Source organism: Candidatus Nitrosocosmicus agrestis, assembly GCF_008389435.1.
GTDB lineage: Archaea > Thermoproteota > Nitrososphaeria > Nitrososphaerales > Nitrososphaeraceae > Nitrosocosmicus > Nitrosocosmicus agrestis.
This window is the reverse complement of sequence record NZ_VUYS01000014.1, coordinates 51,918-65,934: the sequence shown is the minus strand read 5'-3', so window position 1 is coordinate 65,934 and position 14,017 is coordinate 51,918. Positions and strand designations below refer to the sequence as shown.

General features: G+C 35.2%; 18 protein-coding genes. 12 read left to right on the top strand and 6 right to left on the bottom strand.

Annotated features, from left to right (window positions below; genetic code table 11):
- The first annotated feature begins 192 nt into the window (after positions 1-192).
- From F1Z66_RS09990 to F1Z66_RS09975, 4 genes are read left to right on the top strand one after another with little or no spacing between them, the layout of a single operon-like run.
- Positions 193-969, top strand: a complete 777-nt coding sequence (locus F1Z66_RS09990; protein ID WP_149863466.1) for a TatD family hydrolase — start codon at positions 193-195, stop codon at positions 967-969.
- The gene (locus F1Z66_RS09985) at positions 966-1,280 is read left to right on the top strand and encodes a 30S ribosomal protein S17e (protein ID WP_201448585.1); all 315 of its coding nucleotides are present in this window, start codon (positions 966-968) and stop codon (positions 1,278-1,280) included. The genes F1Z66_RS09990 and F1Z66_RS09985 overlap by 4 nt, the downstream gene beginning before the upstream one ends.
- Positions 1,281-1,291: 11 nt before the next feature.
- Positions 1,292-1,537: a MoaD/ThiS family protein gene (locus F1Z66_RS09980; protein ID WP_230207519.1), complete on the top strand. Its 246-nt coding sequence runs from the start codon at positions 1,292-1,294 to the stop codon at positions 1,535-1,537.
- Positions 1,538-1,585: 48 nt separating this feature from the next.
- Positions 1,586-2,164, top strand: coding sequence for a KH domain-containing protein (locus F1Z66_RS09975; RefSeq protein ID WP_230207513.1), 579 nt, complete (start codon positions 1,586-1,588; stop codon positions 2,162-2,164).
- Between the two features lie 163 nt (positions 2,165-2,327).
- Here the strand turns inward: F1Z66_RS09975 and F1Z66_RS09970 are convergent, their stop codons facing one another.
- The gene (locus tag F1Z66_RS09970; RefSeq protein ID WP_149863464.1) at positions 2,328-2,897 is read right to left on the bottom strand and encodes a UbiX family flavin prenyltransferase; all 570 of its coding nucleotides are present in this window, start codon (positions 2,895-2,897) and stop codon (positions 2,328-2,330) included.
- A 56-nt stretch (positions 2,898-2,953) separates the two neighbouring features.
- Between F1Z66_RS09970 and F1Z66_RS09965 the strand changes: the two genes are divergently transcribed.
- The 3 genes from F1Z66_RS09965 to trpD are packed head-to-tail and all read left to right on the top strand — an operon-like array spanning position 2,954 to position 5,652.
- Positions 2,954-3,862, top strand: a complete 909-nt coding sequence (locus F1Z66_RS09965; RefSeq protein WP_149863463.1) for a PfkB family carbohydrate kinase — start codon at positions 2,954-2,956, stop codon at positions 3,860-3,862.
- Positions 3,863-3,921: 59 nt separating this feature from the next.
- Positions 3,922-4,512, top strand: a complete 591-nt coding sequence (locus F1Z66_RS09960) for an anthranilate synthase component II (RefSeq protein WP_149863462.1) — start codon at positions 3,922-3,924, stop codon at positions 4,510-4,512.
- A gap of 12 nt (positions 4,513-4,524) precedes the next feature.
- A complete protein-coding gene (gene trpD, locus F1Z66_RS09955) occupies positions 4,525-5,652 on the top strand; it encodes an anthranilate phosphoribosyltransferase (RefSeq protein ID WP_149863461.1) in 1,128 nt (375 codons plus the stop codon).
- Here trpD and F1Z66_RS09950 read toward each other — a convergent pair.
- Positions 5,647-6,288, bottom strand: coding sequence for an RlmE family RNA methyltransferase (locus F1Z66_RS09950; protein ID WP_149863460.1), 642 nt, complete (start codon positions 6,286-6,288; stop codon positions 5,647-5,649). The genes trpD and F1Z66_RS09950 overlap by 6 nt on opposite strands.
- Positions 6,289-6,387: 99 nt before the next feature.
- Between F1Z66_RS09950 and F1Z66_RS09945 the strand changes: the two genes are divergently transcribed.
- Together F1Z66_RS09945 and F1Z66_RS09940 are read left to right on the top strand one after the other, a co-directional pair.
- Positions 6,388-6,918, top strand: coding sequence for an adenine phosphoribosyltransferase (locus tag F1Z66_RS09945; RefSeq protein ID WP_230207512.1), 531 nt, complete (start codon positions 6,388-6,390; stop codon positions 6,916-6,918).
- Complete coding sequence (locus tag F1Z66_RS09940) at positions 6,915-7,721, top strand: S-methyl-5'-thioadenosine phosphorylase (RefSeq protein WP_149863459.1); 807 nt, start codon at positions 6,915-6,917, stop codon at positions 7,719-7,721. The genes F1Z66_RS09945 and F1Z66_RS09940 overlap by 4 nt, the downstream gene beginning before the upstream one ends.
- A gap of 3 nt (positions 7,722-7,724) precedes the next feature.
- Here F1Z66_RS09940 and F1Z66_RS09935 read toward each other — a convergent pair whose 3' ends face one another.
- From F1Z66_RS09935 to F1Z66_RS09925, 3 genes are read right to left on the bottom strand one after another with little or no spacing between them, the layout of a single operon-like run.
- Positions 7,725-8,036 (bottom strand): hypothetical protein, encoded by a 312-nt coding sequence (locus F1Z66_RS09935; protein ID WP_201448584.1) that lies wholly within the window; start codon positions 8,034-8,036, stop codon positions 7,725-7,727.
- Between the two features lies 1 nt (position 8,037).
- Entirely contained in the window at positions 8,038-8,457 is a 420-nt protein-coding gene (locus F1Z66_RS09930; protein ID WP_149863458.1) for a hypothetical protein, read from the bottom strand.
- 27 nt (positions 8,458-8,484) lie between these two features.
- A complete protein-coding gene (locus F1Z66_RS09925; protein ID WP_149863457.1) occupies positions 8,485-8,808 on the bottom strand; it encodes a P27 family phage terminase small subunit in 324 nt (107 codons plus the stop codon).
- Positions 8,809-8,960: 152 nt separating this feature from the next.
- Between F1Z66_RS09925 and F1Z66_RS09920 the strand changes: the two genes are divergently transcribed.
- Complete coding sequence (locus tag F1Z66_RS09920) at positions 8,961-10,493, top strand: 4-hydroxyphenylacetate 3-hydroxylase family protein (RefSeq protein WP_149863456.1); 1,533 nt, start codon at positions 8,961-8,963, stop codon at positions 10,491-10,493.
- A 79-nt stretch (positions 10,494-10,572) separates the two neighbouring features.
- Here the strand turns inward: F1Z66_RS09920 and F1Z66_RS09915 are convergent, their stop codons facing one another.
- Positions 10,573-11,688, bottom strand: a complete 1,116-nt coding sequence (locus tag F1Z66_RS09915) for a type II glyceraldehyde-3-phosphate dehydrogenase (RefSeq protein WP_230207511.1) — start codon at positions 11,686-11,688, stop codon at positions 10,573-10,575.
- 418 nt (positions 11,689-12,106) lie between these two features.
- Here F1Z66_RS09915 and pfdA point away from each other — a divergent pair, with 418 nt between their 5' ends.
- Positions 12,107-12,589, top strand: a complete 483-nt coding sequence (pfdA, locus tag F1Z66_RS09910; protein WP_159357489.1) for a prefoldin subunit alpha — start codon at positions 12,107-12,109, stop codon at positions 12,587-12,589.
- Positions 12,590-12,648: 59 nt separating this feature from the next.
- A complete protein-coding gene (gene ftsY, locus F1Z66_RS09905) occupies positions 12,649-13,998 on the top strand; it encodes a signal recognition particle-docking protein FtsY (protein WP_149863454.1) in 1,350 nt (449 codons plus the stop codon).
- Positions 13,999-14,017 lie beyond the last annotated feature (19 nt).

Genomic DNA, 14,017 nt, shown 5'->3' with positions numbered 1-14,017 from the left:
TCAATATTTATTAAACTAAAATGTGAAATTAATTAAATTAAGATGTTAATGTTCTGTTTTCAATTTTAGGTTATCACTTAATTACTCTATATTGTAGATTTTAAGTAAATCCTAATTTTAAGAAGCCTGTCAAATAGACGCGATCACTCTCAACCTAAGAAATAAGTATTGGTATGGGCTTGAAATTCATGATTGAAATTTGTAGATTCTCACATTCACCTGTGTGATGTGGCATACAAAAAATATTATGACATGATTTTTCAATTAATCAATAATTCTAACATTGAGTGTTTCTGCATGTCTGAGAATTTAGAGACCTCAGTTGAAACTATTTTATTACGACAAAGATGCCTCGGTAATCCTGATATGATCCATTCATTCGTAGGTATCCATCCCCAATTCGCTAGACAAAAATCTGATTATGAAGTGTTCGAAGATTTTTTTGGTTCTCATTCAAAATTGATTACAGGTATTGGAGAAATCGGTTTGGATCCTACTTATTTTGATCTCCATGGTTGTTCATATATGAATACCCAAAAATGGATTTTTGAACAAATGTTGAATCTTGCTGAAAAGAATAATAAACCAATTTCAATCCACTCAAGGCGCTCAGTTGATCAAATTCTAGAGATTCTGCCTTCATTCAGGATAAAACGTGCAGTTTTTCATTGGTACGATGGTAGTAAGAAAAACCTCAGAAAAATAAATGATCATGGTTTTTTTGCTTCTTTCGGCCCGTATTTGCTTTACAATATTGACAAGCAAAATTTGTTTAAAGAATGCAATCCTTCCTTCGTCTTACTGGAAACAGACGGCCCGGTGAGCTACAAAAACTGCTTCCAAGATGTTTTTACGACACCTTCATTAATTATCACACTAGTGTATTTTATCTCAACATTATTGAGAATCTCATTTGAGGAGGCAACAAGGATGATAGTTGCAAACTCCTCTAGGTTTATCTCTTATTGAATATCGAATCATTGAAGCAAGCAATCAATTGTATGAAAAAAGATAAAATACCCTTATTTTTTCCATATGATGTGGATCGAGTAAAAAAAATGGCCAACGAATTGTTGGAGCGTTATCCTGATAAATTTACGAGTGATTTCGGTGAAAATAAAGAGACCATACATAATTTTGCCATTGTCCGTTCAAAAGAATTACGAAACAAGATTGCTGGTTACATTACCAAAACAGTAAACAGAAATTTAGCTCAGCAGAATGCTTCGCTTTCATATACAGATGAGGCCAGTGAAGTTAGTGAAGAAACAACAGAATAATATTGATAACAGTGGACTTATTAGGCGGGATTAGAAAATTAATTGGTACATCTCAGATTTTGATAAGTTCAAATGAACTGAGTGTCGATAATCTGCTATCATACCTAGAAAAAAAGTATACATTGCAAAACAAGATAAAAAAAAATGAATTAATGATTGCCGTAAATGGCGTAGAGTCTTCTTTACTTGGGGGTGGGAATGCAAAGGTGGCTGCCGGTGATGTGGTAACCATTTTAACGGTTGTTCATGGTGGTTGATGCTTCTATTTACAAAATTTTTAATGGGTTGTTGGTCTTAGGAGTATTGTGACTACGGGCAGTATTTTTAAGACAATCAAAGTATCCAAAGATCGCATTGGTGCCATTGTCGGAAAGAAAGGATCAGTCAAGAAAGAGATTGAAAAGAAATGCAATGTCGAGTTAAATATCGATGGTGAAACTGGAGACATATCAATCAAGTTAAAAGGTAACGAGTCATTGATTAACAGTGGTGTTTTTAAAGCATCTGAGATAGTTATGGCTATTTCAAAGGGATTTTCCCCTGAAAGGTCGTATCGATTATTATCTGATGAATGTATTCTCCAGTTATTGGACTTAAGAGAGTACTCTGGTAAATCGCTTAATTCATTAGATAGGATAAAATCTCGATTGATTGGACAAAGTGGAAAATTCAGACGTAATGTAGAAGACTTTTCGGGAGCCGAGATCTCGATATATGGTCATTTTGCTGGATTTATAGGAACTTTTGATGAAATATCTTTGGCAATGAATGCTGTACAAATGATTTGCAAAGGTTTCCCTCACAAGAGCGTTTATAGCATGCTTGAAGAATATAACAGAAAGAAAAAACTTGAAAAGTTGGAACTCTGGGAAAATAACGAATAGTCTAATAGGCCATAACGCGTTTGTTTAAATAGTGGGATCAAAAGACCATGCGGATAGCAACTGTCCAACTCAATCTTTCTTCTCAAAGTTAGGTTACTCTTTAATACTCAAATTGTTTTCGAATCTGTGGTCAAATCCTAATTTACGAATAGACTTTAAAAGTTCAATTTGTATCCCATCTTTTAAAGGAATCATTTTTTATCTCAAATTGATCAAGTGTTTTTCCTACTATGTGGGATATCAAGTCCTCAATAGATTTTGGTTTGTGATAGAAACCAGGCATGGCAGGTAAGATGGTCACACCTAACTCGGATAATCTCAGCATGTTTGCGATGTGTATAGTAGACAGTGGAGTTTCCCTTGGGACTACAACGAGCTTTCTTTTCTCTTTAATGGTTACTGATGCTGCTCTTGATAAAAGATTATCATCATATCCGTTCGCTATGCTTGATAACGTTTTCATACTACAGGGGATTACTGCCATACCACCAGTTTTAAAAGAGCCGCTTGATATGGATGCTGCCATATCTTTTTCATCGTAAACAAAATTAGCTATTTTTTCAATGGTGCGAATGTCTTCATTTGTTTCTATTTTTATATTTTGAACTGCCCATTTACTCAGGATCAAATGAGTTTCTATCTCCATTCTTACTAATGCCTGAAGAAATCTGATACCATAAATTACTCCGGAACTTCCACTAATTCCTACGACTATTCTTAATTTCTCACTCATTATAATATAGGACTTTAAGCAATATTTTATATTTAATACTCTGTTACACAATCCTCGTGTTAACTGTTTTTGGTTCTGTAGCTTTAGATACTACCCGAACTCCGTTTGAAACTAAAGAACGCATCATGGGGGGTGCAGCTACCTACGCTTCTATGGCTGCATCATTCTTTACTCCTGTTTCATTAATTGGGGTGGTTGGTAACGATTTTCCAAATGCTTATTATGACATGCTAAAAGAAAGGGTGGATTTAAAGGGCCTTTCGATAAATAACAACAAAAAAAGTTTCTTTTATGATTCATCGTTTGACTATGATTTGTCTCACCGGACAACAAACGTAACCCAACTTAATGCTTTGGAAGATTACAACCCAGTTGTTCCGGCTGAATACACTGAAACAAAGTATTTATATTTGGCAAATAATGATCCTATTCAAAATATCAAAATAATTGAAAAATTCAAACAACCGTCATTGGTGGTTTGTGATACTATTGAATACTGGATTCAAAATAAAAAAGATGCAGTATTCTCAATGATCGAAAAAACTAATGGTGTTGTGATAAATGATCAGGAAGCACGTTTGCTTTGCGAGACTTCAAACCTTTTGAAATGTGGAAAGGAGTTACTTTCTAGAGGTCCAAATTTTGCGATAATAAAAAAGGGTGAACACGGTGTTCTGTTTTTTACAAAAGATACCGTAATTCCAATACCAGGCTATCCATTGGAATCTGTGGTGGATCCAACTGGTGCAGGAGATTCTTTCGCGGGCGGATTTTTTGGATACTTGATTTCCCGCAAGAGTGATAAGGTAATCTCTGATCTATCGGTTATGAAGAAAGCAATTTTAATGGGAAGTGTCATGGGCACATTTGCCATTGAGGCGTTTGGCCCAGAAAAATTGTTCGCAATAAGTATAAAAGATATCCATACTAGGTATAACAAATATAAGCAAATGCTTTTAGTATAATTTTTGCAGAAAATATTATTTACTGCATTAGCGAAAATAATTAGTGACTGCTTGTATTCATGAAAATTCTAATCCTTGATAATTATGATTCTTTTGTTTATAATATTGCACAATTGGTAGGATCGCTAAATGCTCTACCTATAGTAATTCGAAATAATGAGACTACACTATCTGAAATTCAGAAGAATAATTATGATGCTATTGTGATTTCTCCTGGCCCAGGACACCCAAAGTATAAGCGTGACTTTGGTATCTGCACCGATGTTATAAGAAAACTAGGGCCATCAATCCCTATTTTAGGAATTTGCTTGGGGCATCAGGGTATTATTCATGCATTTGGAGGTAAGGTAACGAGGGCCGTTGAAATAAAACACGGCAAAACAAGTTTGATAAAATTTGACGGCAATCCTTTACTTTTTGAAGGCGTAAAAAATCCCTTCGTTGCAACTAGATATCATTCCCTAATCGCAGATAAACATACGCTACCCAACTGCATTAAAGTCACTTCTAAATCTTTGGATGATGGAGAGATAATGAGTGCACGTCACGAGAAATATCTAATTGAGGGAATTCAATTTCACCCAGAATCTGTAATGACCATTGAAGGAAAGCAGATATTATCAAACTTTCTTCACATGGTCAAAAAATAGAGTAAAAGTTACATGACTTCTGATATGGACCCTAAGCATGATAAAAAAATGGATGAGACATTCGGGAAACATGTTCTTAGAAAGCTTGCAAAAAAGGAACACCTTACCTTCCAAGAAACCGAAAAAGTGATATTAAATTTAAAAGATGGTAATTGTACCGATACTTTCAGTGCGGCTTTCCTGATGTCTTTGATTCTAAATGGTGAAAATGAAGAAGAGCTATCTGCAATTATTGACGTAATTCGATCTTCGTCTAACCGCATTACACCTCAAACCTCAGTGCCGTTAGTGGATAATTGCGGAACTGGCGGTGACATGCTAAATACTTTTAACATAAGTACTGCTGCTGCTTTGGTTGCAGGTTCTAGCAAAAAAATTGCAGTAGCTAAACATGGTAATAAATCATCCTCCGGAGTAAGTGGCAGTGCTGACTTCTTTGAACGTATTGGATATCCAATTCAAGATAACAAAGTTGATACTCATGTGAAATCGATAGAAAAACATGGACTGGGGTTTTTGTATGCACCTGTGTTTCATCCAAGTCTAAAAAGTGTGATAAAGTTAAGAAAGGAATTGGGTATTAGAACTGTATTCAATACAGCGGGACCATTATGCAATCCTTGCACAAATCTGCACTCGCAGGTTATTGGATTGTCCAATCCAAATGATCTGGATTTAATACCTAAGTTGATTCCCATTCTGGGATTAAACCGAGCATTAATTATTCGTTCTCAAGATGGGATGGATGAACTTTCAATAACTAGTACAAATACTGTAAAATATGTATTCTTAGAAGACGGACGTTATAATACCCGAACAGAAATACTAGATCCAGTTTCTTTAGGATTGACTAAATGTTCTATAAGTGATATAGCGGTTAAAAATAAAAATGATTCAATTAATCAAACGCTTAGGGTCGTTTATGGCTGCCTTCCTAATAGTCCCAAAGAAAATATGGTTTTATTAAATAGTGCTGCAACTATTGTTGCGGGGAATGGTGAAATAAGTTTTGAAGATGCGTTGTCCGAATCACTTGATTGTATAAGGAATGGGCGTCCCCAACTTTTGCTACGAAATTTGATTGAGGATGTAGGGGATATCTCTAAATTAGAAATTGCAGAAAAAACATTGGATTTATGATATAATTGTGTTGTGATTATCTCCATCGAACTTTTGCGAATTTTTGAGTTTAAATTTCTTACAGACCAAATAGATTTCGCTACTTTGTTTTCTGCTCGCATCTGGTTTTGTTATTAACACTTCTAAAAATACATCTTTCATATCTGAAATAAATTCTGAGGTCGTTTCACCTTGAAATACCTTGTAAATTGCATTTCCATTTTGTCGAAGTAATTTAATTGTTGCCCTAACTGCTTTTCTTGTAAGATCTATTTGTTTGAGATGATCCATCTCCCAAATTCCTGATACGTTGGGAGCCAAATCTGAAAGTATTAAATCAGCTTTGCCATCTAAATTTTTTTGCAATAATAAAATAGTCTCTTCTTCTGTTATATCACCAATTAATGTAATTACATTAGATATGGGTTCAATTTCTTTAATATCTATTCCAATCACCAAACCATCTGGGCCTACCATTTTTGACGCCAACTGTAGCCAACCTCCAGGCGCTGCTCCTATATCGACGACTTTGGTTCCACGTTTCAAAAAGTGATATGACTTGTTTAACTGGGCCAACTTAAAGACTGCCCGACTGCGATAGTTTGACTCCTTTGCGAGCTTTCTATATTGATCTTTCTTAGCATCAGCCAGTTTCAAAGTATTTCCTTTTTGACTAATCTAAAAGAAGTAATAACTGTTTCCTGGATCACCTAGAAATGTTTTTTATGGGACTTCATCTTAGGAATTCACGTGTTATTGGACAAAAACTATATTCAAAATTTAATTAGAAATTATCCTGATTTCCCAAAAAAGGGTATACTATTTAGGGATATAACTCCGGTATTCAGAGATCAACGATCCTTACACTATCTGGGAGATTATTTTCATGAAAAATTTGATAGAATTGATATAGATTCTATTGCCGGGATTGAGGCCAGGGGATTCATTTTATCGACTATTCTTGGATTGAAATTCAATAAGGGCATGATAATGATTAGAAAAGCTGGAAAACTTCCTGGAAATACTGTCAAAAAGGAATATGGAATTGAATATGGAAATGCTGTAATGGAAATACAATTGGATACTTTTAAGAAAGGGACAAAAGTCTTGATTGCGGACGATTTGCTTGCCACGGGTGGAACTGCCTTGGCAGCGGCAAATCTGGTAGAACAGCTAGGAGGTATAGTAGTAGGGTTTGCGTTTATTGTTGAGTTATCATCTTTAGGTGGGAATAGACTTTTAGAGTCAAAAGGTTATTCCATTCACTCGATGGTGGTTTATCCATGAACCAAAAAGGCGAATCTGTAGAAATAGCTGTAATAGGAGGCACCGGAATCTATGATGCTAATATATTCATAGAGGATAAATTAGTAAATCTGCATACACCATATGGTCCTACATCCGACTCGATTGTTATAGGGAGTTTTAAGGGTAAGAAAATTGCATTTCTTCCAAGACATGGAAAAGGTCACAAAATACCCCCTCATATGATAAACCATAGAGCTAATATTTGGGCTTTGAAGGAACTCGGGGTAAAGAGAATTATAGCTCCCTCGGCCGTTGGAAGCTTGGATTATGATTTTGCACCAGGACATGTAATGCTTCCAAACCAGTTTATCGATTTTACCAAGAAAAGACACTATACTTTTTTTGATGGACCTACTGTTTGTCATGTTTCAACAGCAGATCCATTTTGTAATGAATTGAGAACCTTGGCCATCAGATGCATTGGAGAGTTAAATATTAAGTTCCACGATAATGGAACATATATTTGTGTGGAAGGTCCCAGGTTTTCAACCAGGGCAGAGTCAAAAATTTTTAGAGATGTCTTCAAAGCAAATATAATTGGTATGACGCTAGTCCCCGAGTGCACTCTTGCCAGAGAATCTGAAATATGTTACCTTTCTGTTGCCACGGTAACTGATTATGATGTTTGGGCGGATAAGCCCGTTTCAACAAAGGAAATTATAGAAACCTTGCACAAGAATGTGGAAAATACCAAAAAAATCCTATCCAGCCTGATCCCTGAAATTCCTGAAGAACGAACTCATTGTAATTGTGGTACAGCATTAAAAGATGCAGTATTGTAGCAATTACTTGTTTGCACTTGTTTTTTTTCTATCAAATATGTTGATATCGCCTTCTATGATTTTACTTTGAACAAGGAGTACTATAGTTTCGGGATCATATCCCATTTTTTTAATTTCCTTTGAAGCGCTTTTGGAAATCTTTACATTTACATTTTGGCCCCCGATCCTTCCAAAAGCTACGGCCGAAAAAACATACTTTTTTTCATTAATAAAAAAGAATCCTGTTAATTTACTTGCTACTGAACCCTCAATTACATTCTTAATATTGACTTCGAGATTCAGGTTGTTATATTCTTCGGGAAATTCTCCAAGCATATTATTTCATTTCATTTGTGATTTCGATACTTTTATTAACATTTTCTGCCACTAAAAAGCTCCACCATTCTTTATCAATTATTTTGAAGTCAACTGATTGGACAGTAATTCTTGTTTCTTCATCGGTATCGACAAATTGATTCTCTCCATCTTTGATAATGCTTATCAATCGCCATTTGTCTTTTCCTTTCCGGTATCTATTCACTGCAACCGCCCAAACTTGATTATCATTGATTTGAGGCATTCCTATCTTATCAGTTATATCCAGAATGCCTAGTCTCTTTTCTTCACAAAATATTATTTTTGTAATTAAACTGCGCCATATGTCGACTGCCCCAATATTTCTTCCGTTCTCATTAATATTTATGACTCCGAAATATACTATTTTGTCTCTGTTATTTGATGAGGTTGACGACTGCATTCTGAATATAATGCTAGTAATCAACCCCTATTTAGTCATTGCATTATCTCTATTTTGTTCAATTTGATACTTTTCTACCATGATCGCCAAATTATCTATCTTGAGGTTCTTCTTGAATGGTTCATTCTTTATCTCACAAACTCTACGGTAACGGTTAACAATAGCAAATCTAGGATGTAGCGATCTATATGCACCCGTACTTATTTCAATAACCATGCCTTTTTTTTCTAATTCTTTTGAGACTTCTACTATTTCGTTCGAAGAATTATTTGTTAGAAATACAAGCCTCTCTCTCGAACATTTTTCCTCTCTCACTAGTATTAAAAAAATTTCAACTTCTAAATTGCTCATTTGCAATTCTTCAACCAATAGATTTCTCATAATATCCAATTGTTTCAATATCTTTCATAGATAAAGTTCAGGAATATAATGCCTATTTAAAGCGTCATTTATCATATACCGTGCATACAAATATTCAAATAATATCTTGTTCAATTTATTACATGCCTATCAAGAATGGGTCTGAGTACATAGAAAGTTTGAGAAACAGAAATTTACAAGTGTATCTTTTTGGAGAGCTAGTCAAGGAACCAGTGGATCATCCAATGATTAGACCCTCAATCAATGCAGTGGCTGCAACCTATGATATTGCAGTTAATGATCCGGAAATAGCGACTGCAAAATCTTCGTTGACTGGCATTAACGTTAATAGATTTTTACATATTGCTGAAAGCCCGCAAGATTTAGTTAACCAAAATAAAATGCAACGTAAGCTTGGACAAAATACTGGAACTTGTTTTCAACGCTGTGTGGGAATGGATGCACTCAATTCATTGTATTCTACCACATTTGAAATTGATCAAAAATATAAAACTCCATATCACTCAAGATTGATTGAATTCATTAAAAAAGCTCAATCCGAAAACTATGTCATTGGAGGGACTATGACTGATGTAAAAGGTGATCGTAGTTTATCCCCATCCCAACAAGAAGACCCTGATATGTTTGTTCATATTATAAAGAAAGATGAAAAAGGTGTATACATCAGGGGCGCCAAGGCTCATCAAACCGGTTGCATAAATTCTCATTGGCTGATTGTTATGCCGACAATGAGACTTAGGCCTGAAGACAAAGACTACGCTATAGTGGGAGCCATACCTGTGGATGCACCGGGAATAACTTATATTTATGGCAGGCAATCGTGCGACACTAGGAGTATGGAAGAGGGTAATTTAGACACTGGAAATTCGGAATTTTCTGGACAGGAAGCCTTAATAATTTTTGATAATGTGTTTATTCCAAATGATCTTATATTTATGCAAGGTGAGGTTGAATTTGCATCAATGCTAGTCGAGAGGTTTACATGTTACCATAGAAGAAGTTATGTTTGCAAGACAGGATTAGGTGATGTTATAATAGGTGCTGCAGCTGCAATTGCTGAATATAATGGTATTTCAAATGCTTCTCACATCAAAGATAAACTCATAGAAATGACACACCTAAATGAAACCATTTTTGCAGCTGGGATTGCATCTTCTTATCAGGCATATAAAACCCCTTCTGGTAACTATATCAACGATGATATGCTTGCCAATGTTTGCAAGCATAATGTCACCCGATTTCCTTATGAAATAGGTCGCCTTGCACAAGATATTGCGGGAGGTCTCATGGTTACCATGCCTTCTGAAAAGGATTTTAGGGGTCCGATAACTGGACCGCTGTTGGATAAATATCTTAAAGGTCGTAAAGGAGTATCTACAGAAGATAGAGTACGCATACTTCGATTAATTGAAAACATGACTTTAGGAAGAAATGCCGTGGGATATCTTACAGAATCAATGCACGGTGCTGGGTCACCACAGGCACAGAGGATACAGATAGCAAGACAGATGCAATTAGAATATAAAAAGAAGCTTGCCCGAAAGCTTGCTAAAATATCTGAAGGTGAGAATTCACTGAATGCGTCTGCCGCAGAATCATCTGAATATTTTGATAGAATATTTGGGATAAAACAAGATAAAGGTCAAAACAAATGAATATTAAAATAAATTATTTCTTTCAAATACTTGATTTGTTTTTTTTGCCGGATAGGACTCTATAAACTAGTACCACCATTTATTTCCCTCTAAATTTTCTTTCTAATATTTTCTTTTTTCTATTTATTCTAAATATTCTATCTGCTTTCTTCAATGCTTCTTCTCGTGGTTTATCGAGCAACATACCCTGTATTAACATGTAATTTTCTGGAATAACCATTCCGGTTTGATCATCTGAATAGGAAATTTTTAGAATATCATCTTGTACCCTTATCAATTCATCGTGAATATGCACCATCGATGTATCTCCATGCTCAAAACCTAACTCAATGGCCTGTTTTCTTAATTCTCCAGTTCCCTTAACGTTCTTCAAAACTGCTACTCCAAATTCATTTTGGAACAATTCTAGAATTTCATCCTTTGAAGGGGGTGTCCCTCTGAATCTGATTGTCATTTGATGGAGGTGCATCATCCTTGAGGGGACCTTGAGCGCATCGACAAATAAATTGACTTTTGGAATGAAATCTTTCAAGTCTTCTTGATGATGAGGATTCTTATCCCATTCTATTGAATCCTTAACTTCTTTCTTATCCTCCAAGTCTGCCCACCTTCTAATTAAATTAACATCGAAACGCTTTAATGATTTCCCATATTTTTCTACTAAAGGTTGTATTATTTTTCCCATTCCGGTAACATTACAACTACCTTGGATCACAAAGTCTTTTTTCCTTGCCTGTTCATAGTTGACTCTGGAATTATGAATCATATCTGCTACCGATTTTTCACCATACCTGTCTTCTCCACCTTGAAAAATTGCCTTTTTCTTTGCTGGCAAATAATATTTCTTTTTATTCTTGTAACCATTTCCTTCGGAAGATGCATCAATTACCAGATCTGCCTCAAGAATAGCATCTTCGATACTGCCTGAAATATCAAAATTGTTTTTTCTGAATTCTTTGTAAGAATCCTTTGGAACAAATACATTGAAACCGCTCTTGATGGCATCTTCGGTCTTGCCATCTGGAGAATATTTTGCAATACCTATTAGTTTAATTGATTTATCTTTTGAAACTGCAGTAGCTAGACGACTTCCTATAATACCGTAGCCATTAATGAAAACTTTAAACACTTTTAATTTAGAACGTAGTTTTATTAAATATATTTTTAATGTTTTATTCTCACGACCCTTAGACAATTCTCATTGGTACCTACATATACTATTGAATAACTCAATGCGGAAAAAAAGAATAGTCTATTTTTTGGAAACATTATACAAAGACATTTTGATCAATTGAGATTTATTTTTATAGAAAACCAGCAAATGTTCGTCTATTTCCCACTTTATCATAAGCGATGTTTTGAACTAGAAGAAATAGACGAGTTAAACTATTTCCACTGAAATAGTTTCTATTTTTTGAAGTATCCTCACAATATTTTTTAGGAATCCTAGTAAAATGGTGTTCAATCCGGGTATTTGTAGTCCATTATTGTAGAGATTGGAAATGTGAATATTATCAAAAATAACTGAATAACATGAGAATAACCAAGCCAAAGTTATAATAAAGTCCTCACGCATATATTGCAAGATGAGTATTAATGGCGGCAACAGACAAATGAATAGCATTGAGCAGACTGTAAATGACTTGATGCAAGAGTCAAAATTATTGGAAGCTTACTACAATGATATTATATCAAAGGAATCTGTTTTGCACCGATTATTTGAGGAATCTCATAATTCATTGGAGGCCTTGTCTGGTTTATCCTCAGAGTCTGATACACTTTCACTAGTACCAGTGGGCATCGGGGTCTTTGTCAAAAGCTCGATTTATCCTTTAGGACGTGTTCTCGTAAATATTGGAGCTGGAGTTGTAGTTGAAAAAAAGAAAGAAGATGCGATCAATTTCGTTGAACAACGGATCAAGGAATTTGAATTGGCAACAAAGCAATTAGCCGCCCAGAAGCAACAAATTTCTCAACGTATGATGGATATTCAAAATACCGTTAATTCCTACATGAATCAGATGCAAAGGGGAGGACCAAATTTAAATTCCCAGTCTCACGACCATGAATCATCGCTACACTCTCACACTCATTAATAGTGAGAACATTAAATCAGAGTTAATCTATTCGTTTATTTCGTATTAGGCGTAACAAAATGTTTGATAAATTAAAGAAGGCTTTTTCAAGTGCTGCTAGAAGCATTAGTCAAAAAGAACTATCTTCAAAGGACTTGGACGAAAGCCTTTTTGACCTAAATATCTCCCTCTTAGAAAGTGATGTATCACAAGAGGTTATTGATGATCTTTCTGCACAGATAAAAACAAATTTAGTCGGAATGAAACTTCAAAAGAATGAATCTACCGAAGAAATTATTGTTGATACCTTGAGGAGAAATTTTTCCGCGATTTTGGATAAGGCAGGTACAATTGACTTGCTGAAAGCCATTCAGGATAAAAAACAAAGTAAATCTGGCCCATTTAAGATTGTGTTTCTTGGGATAAACGGAACTGGAAAAACTACTACCGTAGCAAAGGTTGCGAATATGCTTAGAAAATCTGGATTCTCAGTGGTTATTGCAGCAGCTGATACTCATCGAGCTGGAGCTATCGAACAGATCTCCGCTCATGCTGAGAAATTGTCAATTAAGGTCATATCCCAAAGATATGGTGCCGACCCTTCAGCTGTATCTCGGGATGCACTTGAATATGCTCGAAAACACTATGTTGATGTTGTTTTGATTGACACTGCTGGACGTATGCAGACTGCCAAGAATCTTATGGATGAAATTGGGAAGATAGTTAAAGTCATAAAGCCAGATTTGAAATTATTTGTAGGAGATTCGCTCTCTGGTAATGATACTATCAATCAAGCTAAGGAGTTCTTTTCTTATACTTCGTTTGATGGAGCTATTCTTACCAAAGCCGATGCTGACGCAAAGGGTGGTTCAGTAATTTCAATTTCTTATATAACATCCAAACCAATTATTTATTTGGGTATTGGACAGGGATATGATGATATATTGTTATTTGATAAGGAAAAGTTTGTTGAAACGATTTTTAGTAATACATCTTTGATTGAATCGCAAAGACAATCTCAGTTTTCAAAATTTTCCGAAAAATCAAATGATTTAATTGTATCAGCAGCTCTGCCTATAGAAAAGAGGGTGGATAATTCGGAATTGAAAATTGTATCTGATATTCGGTCAAATACCTCATCTTCAGTAATTAACCCAAAGATAACAGACCTAGACCCTGCCGAATCATCATTGTCAGTAGATACATCGTCTAATGATCATAGTAGTTACGAAACTAAAAATAGTGACACCAAAGACTCGTCATCAAATGTGCAGGAACCGAAAGAGCCTTCAGTTGACTATTCACTTGATTCATCCAAGTCTATGCTCATTGAGAGGAGTGCTAATAATGAATTGGACGGCCATGATGTAGCAAAAGACAAATCAAGTGAAAAAAAGAGCCGGTTTGGTTGGTTTAAACGCAAAAAGTGACTTAAAGCAATAAATTAAC